At 66.4% G+C, this 22243-nt stretch carries 14 protein-coding genes and 6 pseudogenes; 10 read left to right on the forward strand and 10 right to left on the reverse strand.

From position 1 onward, the window contains the following. The first annotated feature begins 97 nt into the window (after positions 1–97). From ACFQ79_RS34670 to ACFQ79_RS34700, 7 genes and pseudogenes are all read left to right on the forward strand, one after another. A complete protein-coding gene (locus ACFQ79_RS34670; RefSeq protein ID WP_383590813.1) occupies positions 98–1009 on the forward strand; it encodes a Helicase associated domain protein in 912 nt (303 codons plus the stop codon). Positions 1010–1075: 66 nt separating this feature from the next. Further along, complete coding sequence (locus ACFQ79_RS34675; protein WP_383590834.1) at positions 1076–1594, forward strand: helicase associated domain-containing protein; 519 nt, start codon at positions 1076–1078, stop codon at positions 1592–1594. 1918 nt (positions 1595–3512) lie between these two features. Beyond that, a complete protein-coding gene (gene lanL, locus ACFQ79_RS34680; protein WP_383590814.1) occupies positions 3513–6206 on the forward strand; it encodes a class IV lanthionine synthetase LanL in 2694 nt (897 codons plus the stop codon). 66 nt (positions 6207–6272) lie between these two features. Beyond that, positions 6273–6500 (forward strand): annotated as a pseudogene (locus ACFQ79_RS34685) (transposase family protein); the annotation flags it as partial. A gap of 302 nt (positions 6501–6802) precedes the next feature. Further along, positions 6803–6982, forward strand: a pseudogene (locus ACFQ79_RS34690) (transposase); the annotation flags it as partial. A gap of 524 nt (positions 6983–7506) precedes the next feature. Beyond that, positions 7507–7875, forward strand: coding sequence for a transposase (locus ACFQ79_RS34695; RefSeq protein ID WP_383590836.1), 369 nt, complete (start codon positions 7507–7509; stop codon positions 7873–7875). A 704-nt stretch (positions 7876–8579) separates the two neighbouring features. Beyond that, the gene (locus tag ACFQ79_RS34700; RefSeq protein WP_383590816.1) at positions 8580–9530 is read left to right on the forward strand and encodes an ISAs1 family transposase; all 951 of its coding nucleotides are present in this window, start codon (positions 8580–8582) and stop codon (positions 9528–9530) included. An 847-nt stretch (positions 9531–10377) separates the two neighbouring features. On the opposite strand, the pseudogene ACFQ79_RS34705 reads toward ACFQ79_RS34700, so the two are convergent. The 7 genes and pseudogenes from ACFQ79_RS34705 to ACFQ79_RS34735 form a co-directional block, all read right to left on the reverse strand. Further along, positions 10378–11332: pseudogene (locus ACFQ79_RS34705) on the reverse strand (IS481 family transposase). Positions 11333–12165: 833 nt separating this feature from the next. After that, complete coding sequence (locus tag ACFQ79_RS34710) at positions 12166–12861, reverse strand: hypothetical protein (protein WP_383590838.1); 696 nt, start codon at positions 12859–12861, stop codon at positions 12166–12168. 85 nt (positions 12862–12946) lie between these two features. Further along, positions 12947–13471 (reverse strand): annotated as a pseudogene (locus tag ACFQ79_RS34715) (TniQ family protein); the annotation flags it as partial. Then, the gene (locus ACFQ79_RS34720) at positions 13440–14072 is read right to left on the reverse strand and encodes a hypothetical protein (RefSeq protein WP_383590818.1); all 633 of its coding nucleotides are present in this window, start codon (positions 14070–14072) and stop codon (positions 13440–13442) included. The gene ACFQ79_RS34720 and the pseudogene ACFQ79_RS34715, both read right to left, overlap by 32 nt. Positions 14073–14674: 602 nt before the next feature. Continuing rightward, positions 14675–15418, reverse strand: coding sequence for a hypothetical protein (locus ACFQ79_RS34725; protein ID WP_383590820.1), 744 nt, complete (start codon positions 15416–15418; stop codon positions 14675–14677). Then, positions 15330–16922, reverse strand: coding sequence for a hypothetical protein (locus ACFQ79_RS34730; RefSeq protein WP_383590822.1), 1593 nt, complete (start codon positions 16920–16922; stop codon positions 15330–15332). Before ACFQ79_RS34730 ends, ACFQ79_RS34725 begins: the two co-directional genes overlap by 89 nt. A gap of 11 nt (positions 16923–16933) precedes the next feature. Then, positions 16934–17797: a TnsA-like heteromeric transposase endonuclease subunit gene (locus tag ACFQ79_RS34735; RefSeq protein ID WP_383590824.1), complete on the reverse strand. Its 864-nt coding sequence runs from the start codon at positions 17795–17797 to the stop codon at positions 16934–16936. A gap of 710 nt (positions 17798–18507) precedes the next feature. Here ACFQ79_RS34735 and ACFQ79_RS34740 point away from each other — a divergent pair. The 3 genes and pseudogenes from ACFQ79_RS34740 to ACFQ79_RS34750 all read left to right on the forward strand — a co-directional run. Next, a complete protein-coding gene (locus ACFQ79_RS34740; protein WP_383590826.1) occupies positions 18508–18786 on the forward strand; it encodes a hypothetical protein in 279 nt (92 codons plus the stop codon). A 258-nt stretch (positions 18787–19044) separates the two neighbouring features. Then, a pseudogene (gene istA, locus ACFQ79_RS34745) lies at positions 19045–19908 on the forward strand (IS21 family transposase); the annotation flags it as partial. Positions 19909–20292: 384 nt separating this feature from the next. Further along, positions 20293–21103 (forward strand): annotated as a pseudogene (locus ACFQ79_RS34750) (ISAs1 family transposase); the annotation flags it as partial. On the opposite strand, the gene ACFQ79_RS34755 reads toward ACFQ79_RS34750, so the two are convergent. The 3 genes from ACFQ79_RS34755 to ACFQ79_RS34765 all read right to left on the reverse strand — a co-directional run. Further along, positions 21088–21525 carry a transposase gene (locus ACFQ79_RS34755; RefSeq protein ID WP_383590828.1) on the reverse strand — a complete coding sequence of 146 codons (438 nt, stop codon included), beginning with the start codon at positions 21523–21525 and terminating at the stop codon, positions 21088–21090. The pseudogene ACFQ79_RS34750 and the gene ACFQ79_RS34755 overlap by 16 nt on opposite strands. Continuing rightward, the gene (locus ACFQ79_RS34760; RefSeq protein ID WP_383590830.1) at positions 21429–21911 is read right to left on the reverse strand and encodes a winged helix-turn-helix domain-containing protein; all 483 of its coding nucleotides are present in this window, start codon (positions 21909–21911) and stop codon (positions 21429–21431) included. The genes ACFQ79_RS34755 and ACFQ79_RS34760 overlap by 97 nt, the downstream gene beginning before the upstream one ends. Positions 21912–21937: 26 nt before the next feature. Further along, a partial coding sequence (locus ACFQ79_RS34765; RefSeq protein WP_383590832.1) for a hypothetical protein occupies positions 21938–22243 on the reverse strand: 306 nt, incomplete at its 5' end.

Below are 22243 nucleotides of genomic sequence, written 5' to 3' on the forward strand. Positions count from 1 at the left end.
CCCCGCACCCCGCCACCCCGTCGGCAAACACCACCACAAAAAGGACAACCCCCGACCCAACGAGCCGAGGGAAAACCTTTAAATTCAAGCTGAGCAGGTGCGCGGGGAGCGTCTCGGGGCGCTGCAGGCCGCGTTGCTGCACACGATGGCGGAGCACGGCCTGTCGGCGTGTATCACGTTCCACCACCGGACGATGGAGGCGCAGGCTTACGCGGAGGGCCTGGAGCGTGTGGCGGCGAAGCTGCACGCAGACCAGCCGGAGAAGTACCCGGCGCGGATCTGGGCGGACTGGCTGCGCGGCGAGCACGTGCCCGAGCGTCGGCGGGAGGTCCTGGCAGGGTTCGGGACTACGGCGCTGCGGGCTGTGCTGTCGAACTGCCGTGTCCTGGGTGAGGGTGTTGATATCCGGGCGGTGGACTCGGTGGCTCTGCTGGACCCCAAGGGCGCGCCGCACGACATCGTCCAGGCCATCGGCCGCGCGCTGCGTCAGAAGCCGGGACAGGGAAAGCTCGCTTCTTTGATCGTGCCGGTTTTTCTCCAGCCGGGTGAAAAGCCTGAGGACATGTTCTCCTCGGGATCGTATCGGCCTCTGGTGAAGGTATTGGAAGGTCTGCGCGCTCACGACGAAGAGGGTGTGGAATTGCTGGCGATTCCACAGGAGCCGCAGAAGGATGCCGCGCGGCCGTCCGGGCATATCGGTCCGCCGCCCGGGGAAGGCGAAGACGAATCCCGTCTGCTGCTGCGTTTTGCCGCTCCGCGTGAGCCCGTGATGGTCGCGGACTGGGTCAGCTTCAACGTGATCGACACGGAGAAACAGGACTGGGCGCGCGGCTGGGCAGCGCTGAAGAAGTTCACCGGGCGTGAAGCTCACGCCCGGGTTACGTACGGCCACAAGGAGGGCGCCTACCCGCTGGGGCAGTGGGTCGCGGAGCAGCGGCGGGCGTACGGGGCGGGGCAGATGAGCGGCCTGCGCGCGCAGCGGCTGGAGCGGCTCGGCATGGTCTGGTAGCTGGCGGACGAACGCTTCCAGGAGAACCTTCAGGCCGCCAAGGCGTACTACGAGGAGCACTGGACGCTGTGTGCGCCCCGGTCTGCGTCGGTGCTGGACCGGCCGGTGGGGCAGTGGTTGTCCAACCTGCGCCGCCCGGGTGCGCTGGAGAGCCACCCCGAGTGGAAGACGGCGCTGGAGGCCGTGGACGAGGACTGGAACCCGTCGTGGCCGGCTGAGTGGCAGCGGCACTTCGCGGTGGTGCGGGAGATGCTCGCGGAGGAGACGATCCTCGCGTACGTCGAGCCGGGCGTCACCGTGCACGGGATGGACATCGGCAAGTGGCTGGACAAGCAGCGCAAGCCCGAGGTCTGGGCGTCGCTGTCCGGCGGGCAGCGCAAGCGCCTGGGGGCTTTCGGCATCGTCCCTCACGCCCCGGAGCCGGAAGCACCCGCGAAGCCGTCCACGGCGCCCGTGAGCGCCTTCGAGCGGGGCGTGGCGGCCCTGGCGCAGTACAAGGGCCCGGGGAGGGCTCTGTGCGGGTTCCAAGGAGCCACGTGGAGCGGCTGGAGGATGGGGCGGAGGTCAAGCTCGGTGTGTTCCTGAGCAACACCAAGAGCCGCCGGGACAAGCTCACCCCCGACAAACTCGCCGCACTCGCCGCTCTCGGACTGGCATGGGCGACATAGCCGGCGGTGTCCGGAACCGCAGGAGCCGTGCGCCGCTGCCACGGCGCCTGCACAGAGCCCGTCCCGGCTGAACCTCATCCAGCGGCGGATTCTCGGAGCTGACGAGCAAGCGGATACGGCGAGGCATCCACAAGTCGGTCCAGGAGGCCTATTCGGAGGGGTTCACCAGCCCTTCTTGTAGAAGCTGAGGGCGGTGATCGTCTTGGCGACAAGTGGGAAGGCGCCGAGGGGCCGCGGTAGCGGGTGGCGAGGGTCTTCCAGTCCTTCAGATGAGCGATCGCGCGCTCGACGGCGGCACGGAGCCCGCCGATGCCCCGGTTGTAGACCTTGTCTTGGGCGGGCCGTTGCCGGCCTGGGGGTTCGCGTCTCGCGGTGAGCATGCCGGAGCCGACGTAACCCAGTCACCGATGTCCTCCCGGTCGGCGAACGCTCTGGGAAAGTGGGACTGCCGCCAGGCATGCATGTCGTGCCGTGAGCCCGGGACGGGTGCCGAGACCGCGAGCAGATCCCGGACAAAGTGGCCGCGACCTGCAGGTTGAAGCCGGTGTCCCTGTGCTTGCCGGAGAACATCGAAGTACCTTCACTCGCCCAGTCCCACGTGGTCACCAGGGTGCCGTCGATCAGAACGACCCGGCCGGCCGACACCTCCGTGGGATCCGGGACGTGGTGGGCCAGGACCTTCTCCACCACCGACAGCAGCACCGTCCACCGCCTGGAGACAGTGGCCCGGGAGATCCCGAACAACTCGGCGGCCGCCTCCTGGACGCCCGATAGACCCGCTCCACCAGCCCATCCAGTTGATCCTTGTCCAGCCCTGTCGTAACGTCCCAGCTCAACGGCCCTGCCCCGGTAGTGATCTGATGCCGTCGCAAACATCAGGCTACGGAGCAGGGCCGTCTTCACGATCAAGAAAACGGGGCTACGAACCCCCGTGAATAAGCCTCCAGGTACTGAAGAAAGCATCCGTACCTGGATCGACTCATGGAACGAAGACCTCAGTCCGTTCATCTAGATAAAGACGGCCGACCAGATCCTCGAACCCTCTCCTCTTACTGTTGACGAATTACAGAATCAGAGGGTCTTGTTTGGAGTGGTGTAACCGCCAGGATCCCTGTCCTCACAGGTGTCATGACAGAAATCAGTAATAGTGTCATAGCAAGCCGTCGTATCCCAGGGAGGGCAATCCCCTGCCGTGCTTCGCGTCTCTTCCACGAGAACCTGAAGATCCAGTAGCGACATCCTCGAAACCTTTCTCTTTAGAGTACTCTCAGCGCTCTTCGCGCCTAGCCTTGAGTGAGGCTTTCATTTCCACGAACCCTTGAACTGAGTATTAGATACTCAAGCTTCAGACATGGGATGCAGTATGATGGCAAGGGCGATCAATCCGGCGCGACATTACTCGCACGCGTAGGGAGTCGCCGATTCTCACAGCGGCAAGCGAGAAGTGGTGCTGCACTTAACGGCATAGCCTGGGCATCACTGCCCATTCATGTCGACCTAAAGGTCGACATGAGGAGATCTCTCCGCCGGGGCGTGCTGCGGGGTCGGATAATGGAAACCAGATACGCCTTGGCTCCTGGATCTGATGAACATCATGGCTTTAACTTCAGTTTCTTGTGGGCTGCTACAGGCAGGCTGATGCAGCATAGAGGCTGCCGGTGCGGCTGTGCGGTATAGAGGAGATCAGGATGCGCCACCCACGATGAACGGTTTCCTGAAATCAGCCGAAAGCCCTTCCATCTTGAGTACATAAACCGTAAAAGAGAACGCAATTTTCAAACCCGTGAACTCCAGTTCATACATCGATGCGTAGAATGTAAAATGGAGTGAGTAAAATGGTGGGCGAAATATCTGCCGGGAGCGGCCTGGTTCCAGTAGAGGCAGACTCGGTTCTGCTGATCGATGTGGCTCGGGCGGTGCTGTCCCGGCGCGGCTGTTCACGGTGGAGCGTCAAGCCTGAGGACGTCTGGTGTTACATGTCTCCGCCAGACAGCTATTCGCGCGAGCACGGATGGAAGCTGCATCTGTCAGCGACGCCTCTCTCTGCCCCGCTGGTGCTGGCGCGTGCGAGTGAGGTTCTGGTCAGGTCGGGGTGTGCGTTCAAGTTCGCCACGGACATAAGCAGAGTGTCGGATCTTGTGGATCAATGGCATTCCCGTAGTGACGGGGGAAAGTTCATCACTGCCTATCCGAAAGATGACGATCAGTTCCGCGATCTGGCTGAAAAACTGCACCAGGCGACCGAGGGGCTGCGAGGACCAGCGATTCTCTCGGACAAGCAGCTGCGTCCAGGAAGCCTGGTCTACTACCGCTACGGGGGAATGGGCGGCGGTGGCCGTGTCTTCACTGACGACGGCGCCTTCAAACGGCAGATGACAGGACCTGACGGAACGGCTTTCGAAGATGAGCGCAACGCCTGGTTCTCGCCGCCGGCATGGGCACCTCCGCCCTTCCACGGCCAAGAGGCCGTAGAAGGGCGGAGTCCCCAGCCGGTACTCCTGGACGGCCACTACCGAGTGCGGGCAGCGATCCGACATGCAAACAAGGGTGGCGTCTACCGGGCCACGGACGAGCGGGACGGCACGGAAGTGGTCATCAAGCAGGCCCGGGCCCACGTCAGTTCCGGCCTGGACGGCCTCGATGTCCGTGACCGCCTACGCCGGGAATCCCAGATGCTGCAGGAACTCCAGCCCCTCGGCGTTACCCCGGCCTGGATTGACCTCATGCCACTGGAGGATGATCTCTTCCTGGTTCAGGAGCAGGTTTCCGGCCAGACACTCGCGCAGTGGGCCCAGCGTCACAGCGACGGAGCGCTTTCCTCTACAGACGCGCTGGGGATGGCGTCGCGTCTTGTGGGCCTGGTCGAGAAGGTTCATTCTGCCGGATACGTTGTCCGCGACTTAAAGTCCAGCAACGTCATGATCCTTCCCTGCGGGGATCTGCGGCTCGTCGATGTCGAGTACGTGACCCGGTCCGGAACCGTGTGTCGCCCCGTTGGCACACCTCTCTTCATGGCCCCGGAACTCCAGAACGCGCCGCGTTCCAGTGAAGCAACCGCAATCGCCGACAGCTACAGCCTGGGTGCCACCATCTTCCACCTGGCCACGGGGCTGGAGCCCGTATGGCTGGCCAGAGAGAGTACGACGCAGCAAGATACCTCCGCCACCCTGGCCCGCATAGTCGGAACCCATTCTGCCTTGCATGACCTCACAGATCTGATCCTCGGCCTGACCGAAACAGACCCGCAGGAGCGGTGGACACCCGCTCAGGCCCGCGACGAGCTCGCCGCGCTTTCCAGCGGCGCAAGTGCCACACCAGTCAGAGCCCTTCCTCATAGCCGGCTTACGGAAGCAGACCTCGACCATCTCATCGACAGGCAGACTCGCCTACTGCAGACCGCCATGACCCCAAATGCAGAACAGCTGTGGAAGAGCGTCGGCTCGGACGAGCGGGACGTCTGTTCGTTGTGGACTGGAGCTGCCGGCGGCTTGGGCGCGCTGACCCGCGCAGCTGAGAACAATGGCACCCTGGCCGGGGCCGTTGCTGATGCAGCGGCGTGGATCGACCAGCGGTTGTTCGCCGTTCCCCGGCTGCTTCCCGGCCTCGCCTACGGACGGGCCGGCACCGCATGGATACTCCATGAAGCAGGAACCCTTCTGAAAGATTCCCACCTGCAGGACCGCGCTCTTAAGCTCGCAAGGAGTCTGCCCACAGAATGGCCGATCGCGGACATCACCCATGGCCTGTCTGGCGCAGGCATGACCCATCTGCACCTATGGCAGGTCACAGGCAGACCGGACAGCCTGGAACTGGCACTTTCATGTGCTGATGCCGTGCTGGCAGCCGCCCACCGCGACGGCAATGACTGGACATGGCCTGTCCCGGCAGACGCCAACTCCGTACTCGCCGGAAACAGCTCCTACGGATACGCTCACGGCATAGCAGGCACCGGCGCATTCCTGCTGGCATCCTCACACGCCGCCGAACAAAGCACGCCCGGCTCCGGACGGCGCTACCACGAGGCGGCGCTTGCCGCTGGGGACACCCTGGCCCGCGCTGCTATCCGCAACGGAACACGCACAGCATGGCCCCGCAACGCCAGGAACAACGCCCCGGAAACTGCAGAGAAGGGAAGGCACTGGTGCAACGGCGCAGGAGGCATCGGCTCCTTCCTCATCCGCCTGCATACAGCTACCCGTGAGCAGCGGTTTGCCAGCCTTTCCGAACAAGCTGCCGCCTCTATTGCCCACAACCCATGGGCCAGCCCCGACGGCGCATGCTGTGGCCTGGCCGGGGCAGGACACTTCCTCCTGGACATGGCGCACCACACCGGCCAGAGCGTCTACTACGGCCAGGCCCGCACCATCACCGCAGTCATGAAAGCCCGCCCTCCCAAACCCACTGTAAAGAAGGAGGACCTCAACTGCAGCTACCAAAGCGGCATCGCCGGAACCCTCACCTTCTACCTCCGGCTCCGCCACGGCGGCCCCCACCCCTGGATGACAGATCCTGGCTTCGTTCATCTCTAGGAGTTCTGGCTCGCTTTTCCGGGCTCTGTCGCTATTTTGGGGGTAGTTGGGCAGCTATTAGGGGTGATGGGTGGGGCTCAGATTGCGGACCTTCTACTGCCTGGTGTCGGAGTGCAGGTCGACCAGCTGGTGCTGACGGATACCGAGGCCCGGATCGCCGTGCGATCACGTGCAGCGTCGGCGGCCTGCTCCGAATGCGGGCAGAGATCTTCGAAAGTGCACTGTTACTACCAGCGGACGCTGGCGGATCGACCGGTCGCCGGCCGGCGCCTACGAGTCGAACTGCGAGCGCGTCGACTCGTGTGCGGGAACGAGGACTGTGTCCGTCGGACGTTCGCCGAGCAGATACCGGCTCTGACCCGTCGCCACGCACGCCGCACGGAGGCTCTCACCGCCCACCTCACGGACGTGGCCCTGTTCCTGGCGGCCGGCCAGGATCCCGCCTGTTCCAGCGGATGGCCGTCGACACCTGCAAGGACACTCTGCTCCGGCTTATCCGGGCACTCCCGTTCCCCTCATCGGGACTTGTGCCGCATCTCGGCGTCGACGAGTTCGCCGTTCGACGGGGGCGGACCTACGCGACGATCCTCATCGACATGGCAACCCACCGCCCTATCGACGTCCTGGCCGACCGGGCCGCGGCCACCTTCGCGTCCTGGCTGCGGGATCACCCTGAGGTCCGGATCATCTGCCGCGACCGGGCCGGCTCCTTCCGCGACGGAGCCCAGGCCGGTGCTCCTCAGGCCAGACAGGTCGCCGACGCCTGGCACCTCCTGAACAACCTGGCGCAAGCAGTCGAACGCGTCATCGGGCGGCACCGCGCCGACCTGCGACAACCCCTCACCACCCACGACGGCCGGACCGACGACGCCCCGACTCCTGAAGGCCATGGCCGCACCGAGCTGGACATCCACGGGCGCCCACGACCTCTGGTCGCCCGCACTCGCGAACGCCACCAGCAGATCCACGAACGCATTGCCCGGGGTGACAGCCTTCGCGCCATCGCACGCGATCTTCAGCTCAGCCGCGGCACAGTCAACCGCTTCGCACACGCCGAAGAAGTCGACGAACTCCTCATCGCAGCCGTCAACCGGCCCACGCTGATCGACGACTACCGCATCTACCTGCACCATCGCTGGATGGAAGGCTGCACGAATGCTTCCGCGCTCGCCAGGGAGATCCAGCAACTGGGCTACCAGGGTGGCGTCAACACGGTCCGCCAGCACCTGAAGCCCTACCGCGCCGGTGCGATCCCGGCCACCGCCCCCTCGCCTCACCTGACCGTCCGCAGGGTCACGGACTGGATCATGCGTCGACCCTTACAAACGTCGAGCGAAAGGGGCTCGAGGAACTCTGCGAGCGGAACCGCGTGCTGGAGACGACCGTCGAGTACGCCCGCCGCCTGGCACTCATGGTCCGCGAACGCCGCAACGAGCACCTGGCCCTCGATGTCTGGATCGCCGACGTCCGCCCCGACGGCCAACGCGAACTCCGTACCCTGGCCAACGGCATGCGACGCGACCGCGCGGCCATCCAGGCAGCCCTGACCACGACGTACACCTCCGGGGCCGTCGAAGGCAACGTCACCAGGATCAAGCTGCTGAAGAGACAAATGTATGGCCGCGCGAACTTCGATCTCCTACGGCGCCGCATCCTGCTCTCACCATGATCAAGAAGCCGAGACCCCCAAAATAGCGACAGAGCCCGGAAAGCGAGACAGAACCGCTACCCGTGAACAAATCCGACAAGGCCCGCACTGGCTCTGTGACCGTCCCCAGGGCTCACGTAGAACGGCTGGAGGACGGCACGGAGGTCAAACTCGGGGTATTTCTGAGCAACAGCAAGAGCCGCCGGGCCAGGCTGACCGCTGACAAACTCGCCGCACTCGGGCTGGAATGGGCGGCTTCCTGACGTTGCCGACACGGAGACGGGCACACAGCCGCCCTCCCGGAAACAGCAAGGCCGTCGTCTCGGTAGAGACGACGGCCTCGGTCTGACCCACGCGCCAACGTGGATTCGGAAAAACCTGCTCAGTCGGTTGCAGTCACTCGTAGTCAGGGGTCCAGCTCTAGCACACGATGTGCTTGGTTCATCTGTGTACACGAGGCCAGCGCCCCGGCCCAACCTCTCAGGATCGCGACGTGGACGGTTCTGAGCCAAAGCCGCCGAACGTTCACTTAAGTCATCACGCCCGGTGACGTACGCCTCACCCACCATCCCTTCAGCGACTCGGATTCACCCGGAAACCTGCAGGTGGGGCGGCATAAGATGCAATGTTCGGCGAATTGATCTCCGAATTCGCCGCTCCGTTGATGTAGGTGAGATACCAACTCGCCTGCAAACAACGGAGCTTCGGTGATTCGTGAGTCTGCCATGCCCGCGCCTGTCCTGTCGTGCTCTGTCGCCCTGGCGGGTGATGACACGGCGGAGGAGGCAGATCCGCGGGCCCGCCGGGGGCGGCGGTACCCGCTGTTCGCGCTGGTCAGAGCGGCGGCCTGCGCGGTGGCGGCCGGGGCCCGTTCGTATGCGGCGGTCGGGCACTGGCTGCGGCGGGCCCCGCAGGATGCCCTGGCCCGGCTGGGTTTCCCGGTCCGCGGCGCGCTCGGGGTGCGGCCGGCCGCGTCGATGGACACCGTGCGCCGGGTTGTCGGGCAGTTGCACCCCGACGGTCTGGCCGTGCTGCTGCAGCCGGCCAGTACGGAACGTGACCGGCCGGTGCGGCTTGCAGCGGACGGGAAGAGCGCCCGGGGCTCACGCACCCGGACCCGCACCGCCGCCCACCTCCTGGCCGTCACCGACCAGAGCGACCAGGTCATCGCCCAGCTGCGAATCCCCGACAAGACCAGCGAAATCCCCTGCCTGCGCGAGCTGCTTGCCTCTCTGGACATCGCAGGCGCCGCCTGGGTCAGCGCGGACGCACTGCACACACAGCGCGACACCGCCCGGTTCCTGGTGGAGGACAAGAAAGCCCACTACTTTCTCACCGTCAAGCGCAACCAGCCCACTCTGCATGCCAGTTGTCACCGTCTGCCCTGGAACAGGGCCACGGCGAAGTACTACGACCGCGCCGAGGGGCACGGCCGCAAGGAGACCCGCGTCATCCAGGTGCTGACCGTCCTTCACCTGGACTTTCCCCACGTCTGCCAGGTAGCCCGGGTCACCCGACACCGCACCTGCAAGACCACCGACAAACGCACCCGCGAGACCGTCTACGTCATCACCGACATGCCCTCACACCAGGCGAAACCCCAAGACATCGCCCTGACACTGCGCAACCACTGGCACATCGAAAACAAGATCCACTACGTCCGGGACACCCTCTGAGACGAAGACCGCTCCCGGATCCGCACCGGCCACGGCCCCGAAAGCATGGCCACCCTGCGCAACACCGCCCTCAACCGACTCCGTGCCGCCGGTGCAGCAAACATAACCGAAGCCGTCCGCGACCTCTCCTACGAACCCTTCACCGCACCCCTCGACCTCCTCGACATCCCACGCTGACCAGCGGAAACGTCAGAGCAATTCGACTTTGCAAGAGCCCTGGGTCGAAGCCGTCTGGTCCCTCGTGCGCAGAGCGATGGCCAACACCGCCTTCGACACCCCAGACGACCTCGACCGCAAAATCCGCCGCGAGTTGCGCAGAATCCAACGCAGACCCCACCTCATCGACGGCTGCCTCACCGCCACCGGCCTGACCATAAACCCACCGACCCCACCATGAAATCCTCAGTGGGCACCGTCGCTTGTGCGAGCAGGCCCTCAACGATCCCGCTCGCGGTGGGGGCGGCCCCGGCCGTACTGCGTCCCGCCGTCACGCGGGGACCGGGGCCTGTACCGCGCACCCCATTTCCGGCGCGGGCAGGGAGCGAGCCTAGCCCGTCCGGGTGAGCCAGAGGCCGTGACTCCGGTACCCGGGAGCGTGGCCCCTTCAGAAATCTGCGGGCCCCGGAGCGGGGCGAGGGGGAGCTGGTGAGGGCCGGCCATGCCTACGGCCGGGACATCGGTGCCTGAGTCCGCGCGAGATGGTGAGGAGCCTGTCGGGGCCCCAGACCGCAATCCCCCGGGCCGCGATCGAAATCGCGTACGCGGTCGCACGGTCCTCCTCCGGCATCCTCAGCCACGGGCCCGCGCCGCCGTCCCCGGCGAACCCCCAGACGAAAGCCGCAACGTCCTAGGTGTATTGATCCGCAGGGTTGTTGACACGGCTGATGGGCGGGTGTCCGTCGAGTGCGGTGTGGCAGCGGTGGTGGTTGTAGGTGTGGAGGAAGTCTGTCAGGGCTTCGGTTCGCTCGTTGTTCGAGGTGTAGGGCCGCAGGTAGGCCCATTCGTCGAGGAGGGTGCGGTTGAAGCGTTCGACTTTGCCGTTGGTCTGCGGCCGGTAGGCCCGGGTCAGCTTTCCTGTGGCGCCGAGTTCCTTGAGGACGTTCTTCCAGGCCAGGCCCTTGCGGTAGGCCCAGGCGTTGTCGGTCAGGACCCGTTCGATGCGGGGGATGCCGTGGGCGTGGAAGAACGCTGCCGCGCGGGCCAGGAAGGCCGCGCAGGTCGCGACCTTCTCGTCTGGGTGGATCTCGCTGTAGGCGAGGCGGGAGTGATCGTCGACGGCGGAGTGGACGTAGTCGAAGCCCATGGCGGAGCGGGTGGCCCGGCCGGCCTGGCGGCCCAGCGTCCGATGGCCGCCGCCGTCGGGGATCCGGCCGAGTTTCTTCACGTCGACGTGAATCAGCTCGCCGGGCCGGTCGCGTTCGTAGTGGCGGATCACCGTGCCACGGGCGGTCGATGCAGGCCAGCCTGTTCAGCCGGTGACGGGTCAGGATCCGGTGCACGGTCGAACTGGGCAGGCCCAGAATCGGGCCGATCCGGGCGGGCCCGAGCTTGCGGGTCCGCCTCAGTTCGCAGACCCGTTCTTCGATGCCGGCCGCCGTCCGGTGCGGGGTCGTGTGCGGCCTGCTGGAGCGGTCGGCCAGCCCCGCATCGCCTTCGGCCCTCCAGCGGCGGACCCACTTGTGGGCGGTGGGCCTCGATATGCCCATCTCGGCCGCCACATGCGCGACCGGACGACCCGAACAGACACGTTCGACCAGGATCCGCCTGCCGTGAACGGTCAGCCGGGCATTACGGTGGGACACGAAGACCTCCGTGTGCGGTGTGGAGCCTAGACACCTCCACCACACCGGAGGTCTTCGCCATGATCAAGACCCGGCCCTGTTAACAACGCTCGTGATCAATACACCTAGGACATCGGCACCGTGGAGAGCCACTCAACGCCCGCCTGCGGCATCACCGCACGGCGGCGCATGTCGAAATCCGGGTCCGCAAGGACGGCGTCACTGAGCATCCCGTCGAGCATCTGCCACATGTAGGCGCGGGCGAGCTCGTCGCCCTGGAGCCCGCACGCGCCTTCCGGGGACTCGAGGATCGGCCCACAGGTTCAGTGAGACCGGGTGAGCAGCGAGTTCTTCCGTGTGTAGCGGCCGGACCGCAGCCGAGACGCCGCCGGGCAGGCCGGGGCTCCAGAGGCGCAGGGGCGGTATCGGGGTGGACGCAGTCGCCGACGGCGGCACGGGCCGCGGCAGTCAATGCGCGCGGGTCGCAAGCGACCGGCTCGGGAAGATCAGGGCCAGGGCCAAGGGCCCGGCGTCGTGCGGTACTCACGCCCCAGTCTCTCGCGCCGCGGCCGGACCGCCCGCCCCCGGGGAGAGAGCAAAGAGGACCTCTCCTTGGTCCTACAGGAGAGGTGTCGGCGTCGAGGAACAGTGACCCACGGCCTCTGACCAGCGCGGACACCGGGCAGTCCCGGAACGGTCGGCAACCGGTGGAGCAACTAGCCACGCAACTGGCAAGGCAACTGATGAGGCAACCAACCAGGCAACCGTTGAGGCAACCAGCCGTCGTGGGGCGCCAGGTTCGGCTGGCCCTGATGTGCCGGGACGCGTTAGTTGTCACCTGGACACGCTTGTTGTCACCGAGTGGCTCTTCGGAAGCCGCCGCGCTTGGTGATGATCTCTTCGGCGGTCGTGTCCTTGCTCTTGTCACGCCGGCGGGCCAGGAGGATGACCTGGAGTGGGAAGGACGTTCCAGGTCTGGTTCGAAGGGCGTATCCCATCTTTCGGTGAATGCAGGTCGCTTCGATGGCCAGGGGTTCGAGGTATCGGGCTGCCTCGTGCTCGTCCGGAACGCTGAGGAAGCGGTCCGCCATCTCAAGGACCGCGGCGGTGGCCGTGGGGTTCTCGGATGCTGCGATGTAGACGCTGACTTTCCGCCGATAGGCGCCGGGGGCGTCCCGCACGTTCTCGAACGCCTGGTGCCGATGCTCGGCTTCCTGATCGAGGATCTTGGCCAGTGTTGAGATGGCGGCATGGGGTCGTGCTTCAGGCCAGGTCATGAGGATCAGCGCGGCGACCGTCCGCAGGTCGGTGAAGTACTGGGCCGTGGGGATGAGCCAGCCAACACTGCTGACCTGCTCCGGTCCGTCCGATGCGAGGAAGGACAGAAGCCTGGCCTGGGTGGCGAAGACAGCTGCGCGACTGCGACTCGCCGTGGGCAAGAAGTCTCGCAGCTGGCTGCTCTTGGCCAGATCGGCTCCGCAGGCCAAGCCGGGCAGCCCGGAGGGTTTCGACCGGTGCAGATGCCCGGCACTGGGTGGGGTGGAGATCACCGTCCCGCGGCCGGGCGATCAGGTTCTTCGCCTCGCCATGAACCTGCTCGCCGCAGTGGGGACAGCGCTGCCGGAGGAAGCGCTCGTGCCGAAGACAGGCGAAGACCGCAGACAGGCGCCAGAGCCGTTGCCATGCTCCGCCGTGCGCTTGCTCGATCTGCGACGCCCCCTCTCCGGCAAGGCAGTCAGGGCAGTACTGGGTGCCGTTCGAGAGGACCCACGGAGAGACGAACCGTGACCGCTCATCGGCTTGAGACTTGGAGTATTCGGTGCTCAGGGGTCCGTAACTAACTCCCAGCGGGGCCACCAGCAGCCGGGTGACTTCGTCGCGGGTCAGGCGGGTCGTGCGCGAGAACGCGTCCAAGCTGACGTCGTCGAGGCTGAAACCGAGAGCCGGCGAGACCCGGGTGATCTTCGTTCCTTCAGGTCGGGTGCCGGTGAGTCCGGTGCGGACGTAGAGGCTCAGGGGATCGACGCCAAGGCGATGGGCAAGGCGAAGGATGTAGCCGGACAGGGCCTCGCCCTCCAAGGGGTCCAGGCTTCGTGCCATAGGACGTAGTTGCCTCACATCGAGGGCTTCAGGCATCAGCGGTTCGCCCGCCCCGGTCATCGAAGACGGTGTTGCGGCTCCTCCGGCGTTTCGGGGTGCTCTTGGCCGGCTCGGCGGCCGGGATCTCGGGGATTTCGCCGGCGCTCGGGTCGCGGTCGGAGACGTTGCCGAGCCGGATGGGAATCGTGGCCAGCAGTTCCGGCGTCAGTTCCTCGGCTCCCGACTCGATGGCTTCCCTGCAGCCGTCCTCGATCAGCCGCTTGAGCAAGCCGACGATGCTGCGGGTGCGGCGGAAAAGGTATTCGGGCATCTCGCCGTCGGTGAGCATGCCGTCCTTGGTCCGCAGGAGCCGCAGCCGGTCCTCGATGCCGGCCAGGTGATCGATGAACGCAGCCATGCCCTCGGTGGTGTCGTAGTCGAACGGATCGAGGTCGACCAGATCGAACCGACGCTCGGTCTGGGTGGCTGCGGAAGGATTGAAGCTGCTTCCTGCCCTGGTCGGGCCCAGCACCCACTGGCCCGTTCGCGGATCTGCGTGACCGCCCCTGATCAGCCCGGATTTTGGGATGTCGACGCCGATGAGGACGAGCGTGACGTTGAGGTCCATGAGTTCGCGGACCAGGTCGAGGGTGTCCTGGTCGTCCTCGCGGTGGAGCCTCAACCGGGTGATGTCGTCCAGCAGCAGCGCGGTCGTGCGATGGTCGCGGATCGAGTCGCGGACGACGGATCATGCCGTTGAGCGTCTTGGGGTGCGGGGCGCCGAAGAAGTCGAGAATGGCCCCGCAGAGCCCCTTCGGGGTGGCTCGCACCGGAGTTCGGCAGTAGGCGACCGGCACGAACAGGTCGCGGGTGCCGGGAACCGGACCGGGCAGAAGCTGCCGGTGCAGGTCCCGCCAGAGCTCCTCAAAGGCCGCGGCGGCCGCGCAGGCCGTCTCGGTCTTCCCGAGGAAGCCGCCACCGCTGATCATGAGGCCGTCTCGGGTGCCCGGCTCGAAGTTCAGCGCGTTGTTCCGCAGCCGGCCCCGCATCAGCTTGGTGACCCTCGCGCTCATCGGGGTCTCCAGCAGCCCCATGTTCACGTGGGTGGCCGTGCGGTGCAGATCGTTCAGAGCCCTCCGCCTGGGGCTAAGCGCCGCGTACTCCTCCAAGGACAGCCGCGGCGCCGCAACGAACGTGCCGCGCTGACGCTGCCACTGCTGCCAGCCCTCCCAGGTGGTGCGGTCTGGGGGCGGCCCGGACCGGAGGAAGGGGACGATGCCGCTCTCATCCTGCGTGCGGTCCGTCATGCGGATCCTCCTCGTCGTCCTCCGGGAGGAGGAACAGATCCCGTCTGCCCGCGGACTCGCCCAGCGCGGGCGGTGGCGCCGGGCGGCGGCGGACGGCCTGCTCGCGCTGGTGCCGACGCTGGGTGTCGATACTGTGCTCGGCCTGCCTGGCCCGCTGGCTCCAGCGCAATGACCTCACCACCGCGCCGTCTTCCAGGACATCCGCGGTCCGGTCAGCGGCGGACTCCTGCGGCGGCCGATCAGCTTGAGCCGCAGCGGCCTGGGTGACCTCGCGGGCATGCTCGGTCCGCTCCGTCTTCCGAAGGCTCTTCCAGCCGCTGACCGGTGCCCGCAGCCCGATCATCTCCAGTAGCACCGGCAGCAGCTCCTGGTCGGACTTCGGCTGCATCCCGCTGGCACGGACCTTGGCCATCAGCTCGCGTACCCGTGTGTCCCCGAAGGCCGGGGCCTGGCCGTCCGGCGGCAGCCCGGTCCACTCCAGCGGGTGCCAGTAGTGGGTGAGCGGGTCCTGGAAGAACACCCGCCGGCGGTCCCGGGGATCGCGGCGGATCACCCACTTGCCCTTGTGCCGGCCACCACGGGTGGACCGCTGGCCCCGGTAGTCCGCCAGGGCCGGGCCGTCATACCAAAGGTCACGGATCTTCACCCCGCGCCGGGCGTCGATGCTGACGTAGTGGGCCGGCAGCAGTTCGTAGAACAGCTCCGGCGACGGGATGTCCATCGCGAACCCGGCCTGCGCGAAGGACGCCGCGAACAGGGTGTTCCGGGCTGTGGTCCCCGCCGGGATCCCAGCTCGGTGCGTACTCCCCCAGCCGCCGCCTCTGCCAGACCGACACGATCCACGTCGCGATCAGGTGCTCCATCTCCTCGATGGTCAGCACGGCGTCACCTTCCGGGTCGGCTCCCCGGTCGGCCGCGTCGATCCCTGTGTAGCCGGGCAGGTGCTCGAACAGCAGTGAACGGATCGAGCCGAAAGCCCGCTCGACGGATTGTTTGTCCGTCGGCCGCAGCACCCTGGCCGGGAGGATGTTGCAGCCCACCACCCGCTCGACCTCGACCAGGTGGTGGTTGCGGTAGACCGACCCGTGGTCCGTCGTCACGGTCTCGGGTGCGAAGAACGGCAGGCCCGCGACCCTGTGGCCAGCGAACTCGGCGACCACTGCCGCCGGCAAGCCCGGGTAGGGCCACTCCAGGTCCTCGCCCCAGTCGTCTCGCATGGGCAACGGCAGCATCACATCCCGCAGCAGCATCGCGACGTCGACTGAGGTGTCGGACACCAGCGTGAGCCGGAATGCGCAGAGCGAGCGCGTGTGGACATCCATCGCCAGTGTGAGGTGGACCTTCACCGGGTCACCGAACACGCTCTCCCGGACCATCACCGGTAGCACCGTGGTGTCCAACGCCACCACCTGGCCCGGACGGTGCACCAGCACGTACCCATTCTTCTCCGGCAACTCGGCCGACCGGACATACCGCTGCCGCGATCCGCCGGGCCCGAACCACTCCTTCCAGACCCGGCAAAGCGTCCGATACGACGGAACGTCCTCCTCGGGATCGAGATGCAGCACTTCACGTAGGTACTGACGGATCATGCGGTCCTTGGTCCGCATGCTCACCCTTGAGCGGTGCAGCGTCTCCTGCCGGACGGCGAAGATCGCCTCTCGGACTGCCTCGCTGACGCTCGGATGCCCACCGCTCTCCCGCAGCCACCGGTCGTCAGCACAGCCGAGCAGACCGAACCTGCGGCGACCCTGATCCCAGCGGATCAGCGTGCGATAGCCGACCCGGTCCAGCCCCAGCACCCTCGCTTGCTGCCGGTCCATGGCCCCAAGCTCTGCCACCTTCGACAACCGCCGGCTGGTCAGTGTCGTCCTCGCGGGGTCGTACTCAGGCTTGGGTTCACCCGGGCCCGGCCGCAACGGATCCCCACTGCGGAATCCCGTCGCGACCTCCAGCAGATGGGTCAGCCTCACCGCAGACAACTCCCGCTTGCCAGGCTTGAGGTCTTGCAGAGTCTTCGTCTGCCGTCCTCTGTCGGCCCCCGCCGCATTCGTCCGTGACGAGGAGCGACAGCCCGGGTGGTTCGCCAGGAACCGGAAGCTCACCCGCTGCCGGGCCCCGTCCAGGGCAACAAGCTGGACCCGGCCCAGTTCAGGCTCGCGTGGTTCGACGGCCCACTCGGTCCCGTCCAGTACCAGCCCGGCGCCCGGGGACAGATCCAGCACCCGCGCCGCCGTCACGAGGCTGGCCCGGTGGGACGGACGACGAACGACTGGTTGCCGAAGGGCATGCTCAGATCGATGCCCACCTGCCGGTGCCAGAGCAAGTGCAGCAGCTGAGCCCGGGCCACCGCAGGAAACGACGTCGCGTCCGTCAACTCGCCGAACGTCCGGCCCTCCCGAGCTGCTTCAAGCAGGCCCGGACGCAGCCCAAGCGGGTCGCTCAGAGCCCGTCGCTGGGAGGAGAACGCGTCCACCGCAGCCACGACGTTGTCCCGCCACTGAGCGGCAACCACGTAGTGCCAGCCACAGGCCACCGCGATTTCCGCAGCCACGGCGAACGCCTCCAGGTCTGATTCCTTGATCAGCGCCTTCGGCCGGACGTCGATCAGCCAGATGCCCGCCCGGGTCACGGCGAGGAAGTCCGGGGTGTGTTCCCGACGCTTCCCGCCGACATCGAACCTGAACTTCACCGGCTGCGCGATCACATCGACCAGCCCGCCGGCGAAGTCCAGGGCGAGCAGGACGCGGGCCTCTTCAAGGCTCTCGGCACCGTGATGTCGTCCCGTACTGACAAGGAAGTGCAGCCCAGGGCGGTGGCGCTGGGACCGCCGCCACGAAAACCAGCGGGTCGGACCACCGTCCAGGACCGATGTCTGAGGCAGGTCGCGCACCACGCAGGACACCGGATCCCCACTCGACGACCAGGTCGCGGTCCATCTGGCGGCCCACCCCTCAGAGAGATCCAGCTTGCCCAGGCCGTCGACGAGCGACACCGGAGCCAGAAGATCAGCCCAGCCACAGTCGTGCGACCACGGCCCCTCACCGGTAGGTGCGGTGGCCACGTCGGCACGCATGCCGGATCGTCGTCCGTCCTCCATGCCCTCAGCCAACCGCCGAACCAGTCGAGGTTGGGAGGGATCTCCGGATCTGGTGACAACACGACTGACCGTGTACCAGAGGTGACAAGAAGATTGGCCACCAGGTGACAACTACCGTGTCCTGGCCGTCGTAAAGGTGCAGGCCGCTACCTCACTCTGGTGACACCTATCGTGTCCCGGCACACCCGAGAGGGCAGCCGAACCCACAAGGCCAGTTGAGGACCTGGACCTCCACGACGCGGACGGTGAACGTCGTCTCGCGGGTCTCAGTGAGCTTCTTCAGCTTGCCCACCGATCGGGTGACCCACCTGAAGTGTCTGTGCAGGTCAGACCCTCCTGAGCGCCTCCGGCCGAACCCGAGTTGAAGAAGCTCAGTGAGGTGCCCGCGTCGCCGAGTGCGGGCGCGGACCACTCCACCGTCCACGTCGCGGTCGCGCGACCCGCGTAGCGGTGGCCGCAGTCGGGGACATGGTCTCGCCCCGGTCGGGTGTGTAGCGGGTACCGGGCCCGGCACAGGTGACGGTCTTCCCGTCGCCCATGTCCCACCGGACCTACGCCGGGGGTGACCCTTCGCGCCCCGAGGAGTGGCCGGGGTTGGGTTGCCGATTGGGCAACCGTTTGACCTGCAGTTTTACTGTTCTGGGTCACTGTCCGGGCAATGGGTGCTGAGGACAGTCGACGACACGTCATCGAGAGAGTGGGGCCGTGTCGTGGACATCCGCGTCTTCAAAGGACTGAACGCCGAGTGGGCACTGGTGTGTGCTGAGCCGGACTCGGGCGAGCAGGTGCGGGGCTGGCTGGAGCAGGCCGGCGTGCTGCGCCGGGGCCAGGAGCTGCGGAGTTGGAGGAGCTGCTCGGCTGGATCGGCGTGCGGGACCGGCAGCTGGGCCGTGCGCACAGCGACCGGTGGATGCGGGTTTCTCGCGGAGGCCTCGGGCGAGGGCGCGGAGGCGCGGCTGGCGGCTCTGTCGCAGGTTCTTGAACACTGACCCCCAGGAGGCTCTTGGGTTCTAACACTTTTCGCAACACTCTTTGATCATGGTGACGGCGGCCGTGGGAAAGTCCAGGTGTGCGGCCAGTCGAGTCCAGGCTGATGGCCACCAGAATTCCTGGTGTATGGCCACCTGACCTGTGGTGTTCCTGATCGCTTCCTTATCTGGAGGAGACCTCTCCGTCCGGTTTGCTGATGTTTGCGTGCAACAGCAACCGGCCGGAGAGGTCCTGTGACGAAGTCTGACAGAGAGATCATGGAGATCCTTGAGGCGTACGACCTGACCGGGACGGTCTGGTCGGCGGCAGCCTTGACCGGGCATGACCCAAAGACCGTCAAGCGGTATGTCGAGGCCCGCGCGAGCGGGCGAAATCCTTACGAGCGAGAGCCGCGGCCGAAGATGATCGACGCGTTCCTGGAAAAGGTCGAGGAGTGGGTCGAGCAGTCGAAGGCGACGATCCGCGCCGACGTGGTCCACGAGAAGCTCGTGAAGATGGGCTACCGGGGCAGCGCACGCTCGACGAGACGGGCGGTGAGTACGGCGAAGTCGGCCTGGAAGACGGGCAAACGACGCACCTATCGGCCGTGGATTCCCGAGCCGGGCAGGTGGCTGCAGTTCGACTGGGGCGAAGGCCCGAAGATCGCGGGACGCCGGACCTGGCTGTTCTGCGCCTGGCTGTCCTGGTCACGGTTCCGGGTGGTGATCCCGGTCTGGGACTGCACACTCGGCACGCTGGTGGCCTGCCTGGACACCACTTTGCGCCGGATCGGCGGGGCGCCGACCTACGTACTGACGGACAACGCGAAGACGGTGACCGTCGAGCACATCGCCGGGATCCCGGTGCGTCATCCGCAGATGGTCGCCGCGGGCTGTCACTACGGCTGCCAGGTGGTCAGCTGCGGCCCTTACGACCCGGAATCCAAGGGCGGTGCGGAGGCGACGGTCAAGATCGCGAAGGGTGATCTGGTGCCCACGAGCGCGAACCTGCTGCCCGCCTACGACTCGTTCGCCGAGCTCGCAGACGCCTGCCTGACCTGGTGCGATGCGGTGAACTCGCGCCGTCACCGGGCGACCGGGCAGATACCCGCGAGCCGTCTGGACATCGAGCGCACCACCCTGCACATTCTGCCCGTCGAGCCGCTCGCGCTCGCGCTGGGCGAGGAACGGCTGGTCGGCTCGGACCGCACCATCAGCTTCAACGCGGTGCGCTACTCGACCCCGCCCGGCTATACTGGAGCGAGGGTGTGGTGCCGGGTCGTCGGCGAGGAACTGTCCATCACCGCCCGCACCAACTCCGGTGATCTCTCGGAGATATGGCGCCACCAGCTCTCCACCCCGGGTGTTCCACAGATCATCGGCGCCCACTATCCCGACCATCCCGACGGCCGCAGCGTCCTGCAGCCCAGGCTCCAGCCCCGCTCGGAAGCCGAGATCGCGTTCGTCGGCATCGGCCCCGGCGCGGGCCGCTGGCTCAAGGAAGCCGGCCCCGCCGGCGCTACCCGCATCCGCGCCGAGCCGGTACGGCTGCGGCGGCGGGCGATTGCAGTGGACGGCAAATGCCTGCGTGGCGCGAGGCGTCCGGACGGCAGCCGGGTCTTCGTCCTGTCCGCCGTCCGTCACAGCGGCGGTGTCACTCTCGCCTCCCGCGAGATCGGCGCGAAGACCAACGAAATCCCCGAGTTCGCACCTCTCCTCGACAGAATCGACGACGCAGATCTCGCAGGGGTGGTCGTCACCGCCGATGCCCTCCACGCCCAACACGACCACGCCACCTACCTGCGCGAACGCGGCGCTCACTACCTGCTGACCATCAAGAACAACCAGCGCGGCCAGGCCTGTCAACTCCACGCCCTGCCCTGGAAGGAGATCCCCGTGATCCACCGGGATGACGCCCGGGGCCATGGCCGTCACGAGCAGCGGCTCGTGCAGGTCGTCACCGTCGAGGGCCTGCTCTTCCCACACGCGGCCCAGGTCCTGCGGATCCAGCGCCGCCGCCGTCTCTGCGGGGCGAAAAAATGGTCCAGCGAAACCGTCTACGCCATCACCGACCTGCCCGCCGAGGAAGCGAACGCAGCCGAGATCGCATCCTGGGCCCGCGGGCACTGGACCGTGGAAAATACCGTCCACTGGTGTCGAGATGTCACCTTCAACGAGGACAAGTCCCAGGTCAGGACCCACAACGCGCCCGCCGTGCTCGCTGCCCTCCGCGACCTGATCCGCAGCGCTCAAGCTCGCCGGCTACGTCAACACCGCTGCCGGACGACGAGCCCACACCGAGCGCCCCCGCGTCCTCGCCCTCTACGGCATCACATGATCAAACCGGACGATCCAGGCACTCGCCGGGGCCCTGCAGTCCTGCCGCCGTGCGTACTGTTTCACGTGTTTGCTGATGTGGCTGGAGTAGTTGTCCCACACCATGGCGACCGGGCCGTTCAGGCGACGGTGCAGCAGGGCCAGGAAGCGAGGAAAGTCCTTCTTCGTGTAGCCGCCCGACGGCTTGATCGCATAGATCATCCGGGGCGCCACGCCCGGTTTGAAGCAGATCCACGCGACCATGCTGATCTTGTCGTTGCGTTTTCCGGACAGCCTCAGCACTGGTGTCTGCCCGGCCCTGCCCCAGGTGCGGCGGACCGGGCCGTTCAGCCAGGCCCCGGCTTCGTCCTCGAAGCAGACCCACCCTCCACCCGCGATGACCTGCGCGGATGGGAGGCCGCCGGCCACGTTTCCGTGCGCCATGCGGCAATCTCCTCCTCGTTCCGCTCGACCGCCCGCACTCTCGGCACCTGCCACGACCAGCCCAGGCGGTCCAGCAGCCGCCAGACTCCAGAGATCTCATACCGGACCTGGAACCGCTCCTCGATCAGCACCCCGACCCGGGCCAGCGTCCACCGTTGATCGTCCCAGCCGTACGCCGCCGGCCCTGCCCGCAGAAGGCCGTCAAGCTCCCCTTCCTGCCCTGCAGTCAGGTACGAGCTGCCGCCCGGCCCCTTGGACAGCAGAGCCTGACGGCCGCCCTCAGCCCAGGCCCGACGCCACAGGCTGACTGCCTGCGGCGTCACGCCGAGCGCCTCCGCGACTTTGCTCTGCCGCATCCCCTGTTCGAACAGATCCGCCGCACGCATACGCCGTCACTCCAGCTCAACTGGGCTCAACAGCCTGCGAGTTCGAGTCCCCATACATCCTGCATGCCGAACATGACCAGATCATCAAACACGACATCAAAGATGAGTAGAAGACTCTCATATCGAGGTTTCCATCTCGTTGATATTTTTGACGGATTATATCCACCAAAGGAATCACGCAATGAGTTCAATTTCTGAAAATTGCGAGAAAAAGATTTCTCTCGCTGTTGCAGCCCTACGAGCTCGTGCACGGTAGGCGGTGAGACGTCGAAGGCTGCGGCGGGGCCGGTGCTCACCTCTGTCATCGAGGGCTCAGGTCTGCGGTCTGCTGG

It is taken from the genome of Streptomyces sp. NPDC056480 (genome assembly GCF_042795405.1).
Lineage (GTDB): Bacteria > Actinomycetota > Actinomycetes > Streptomycetales > Streptomycetaceae > Streptomyces.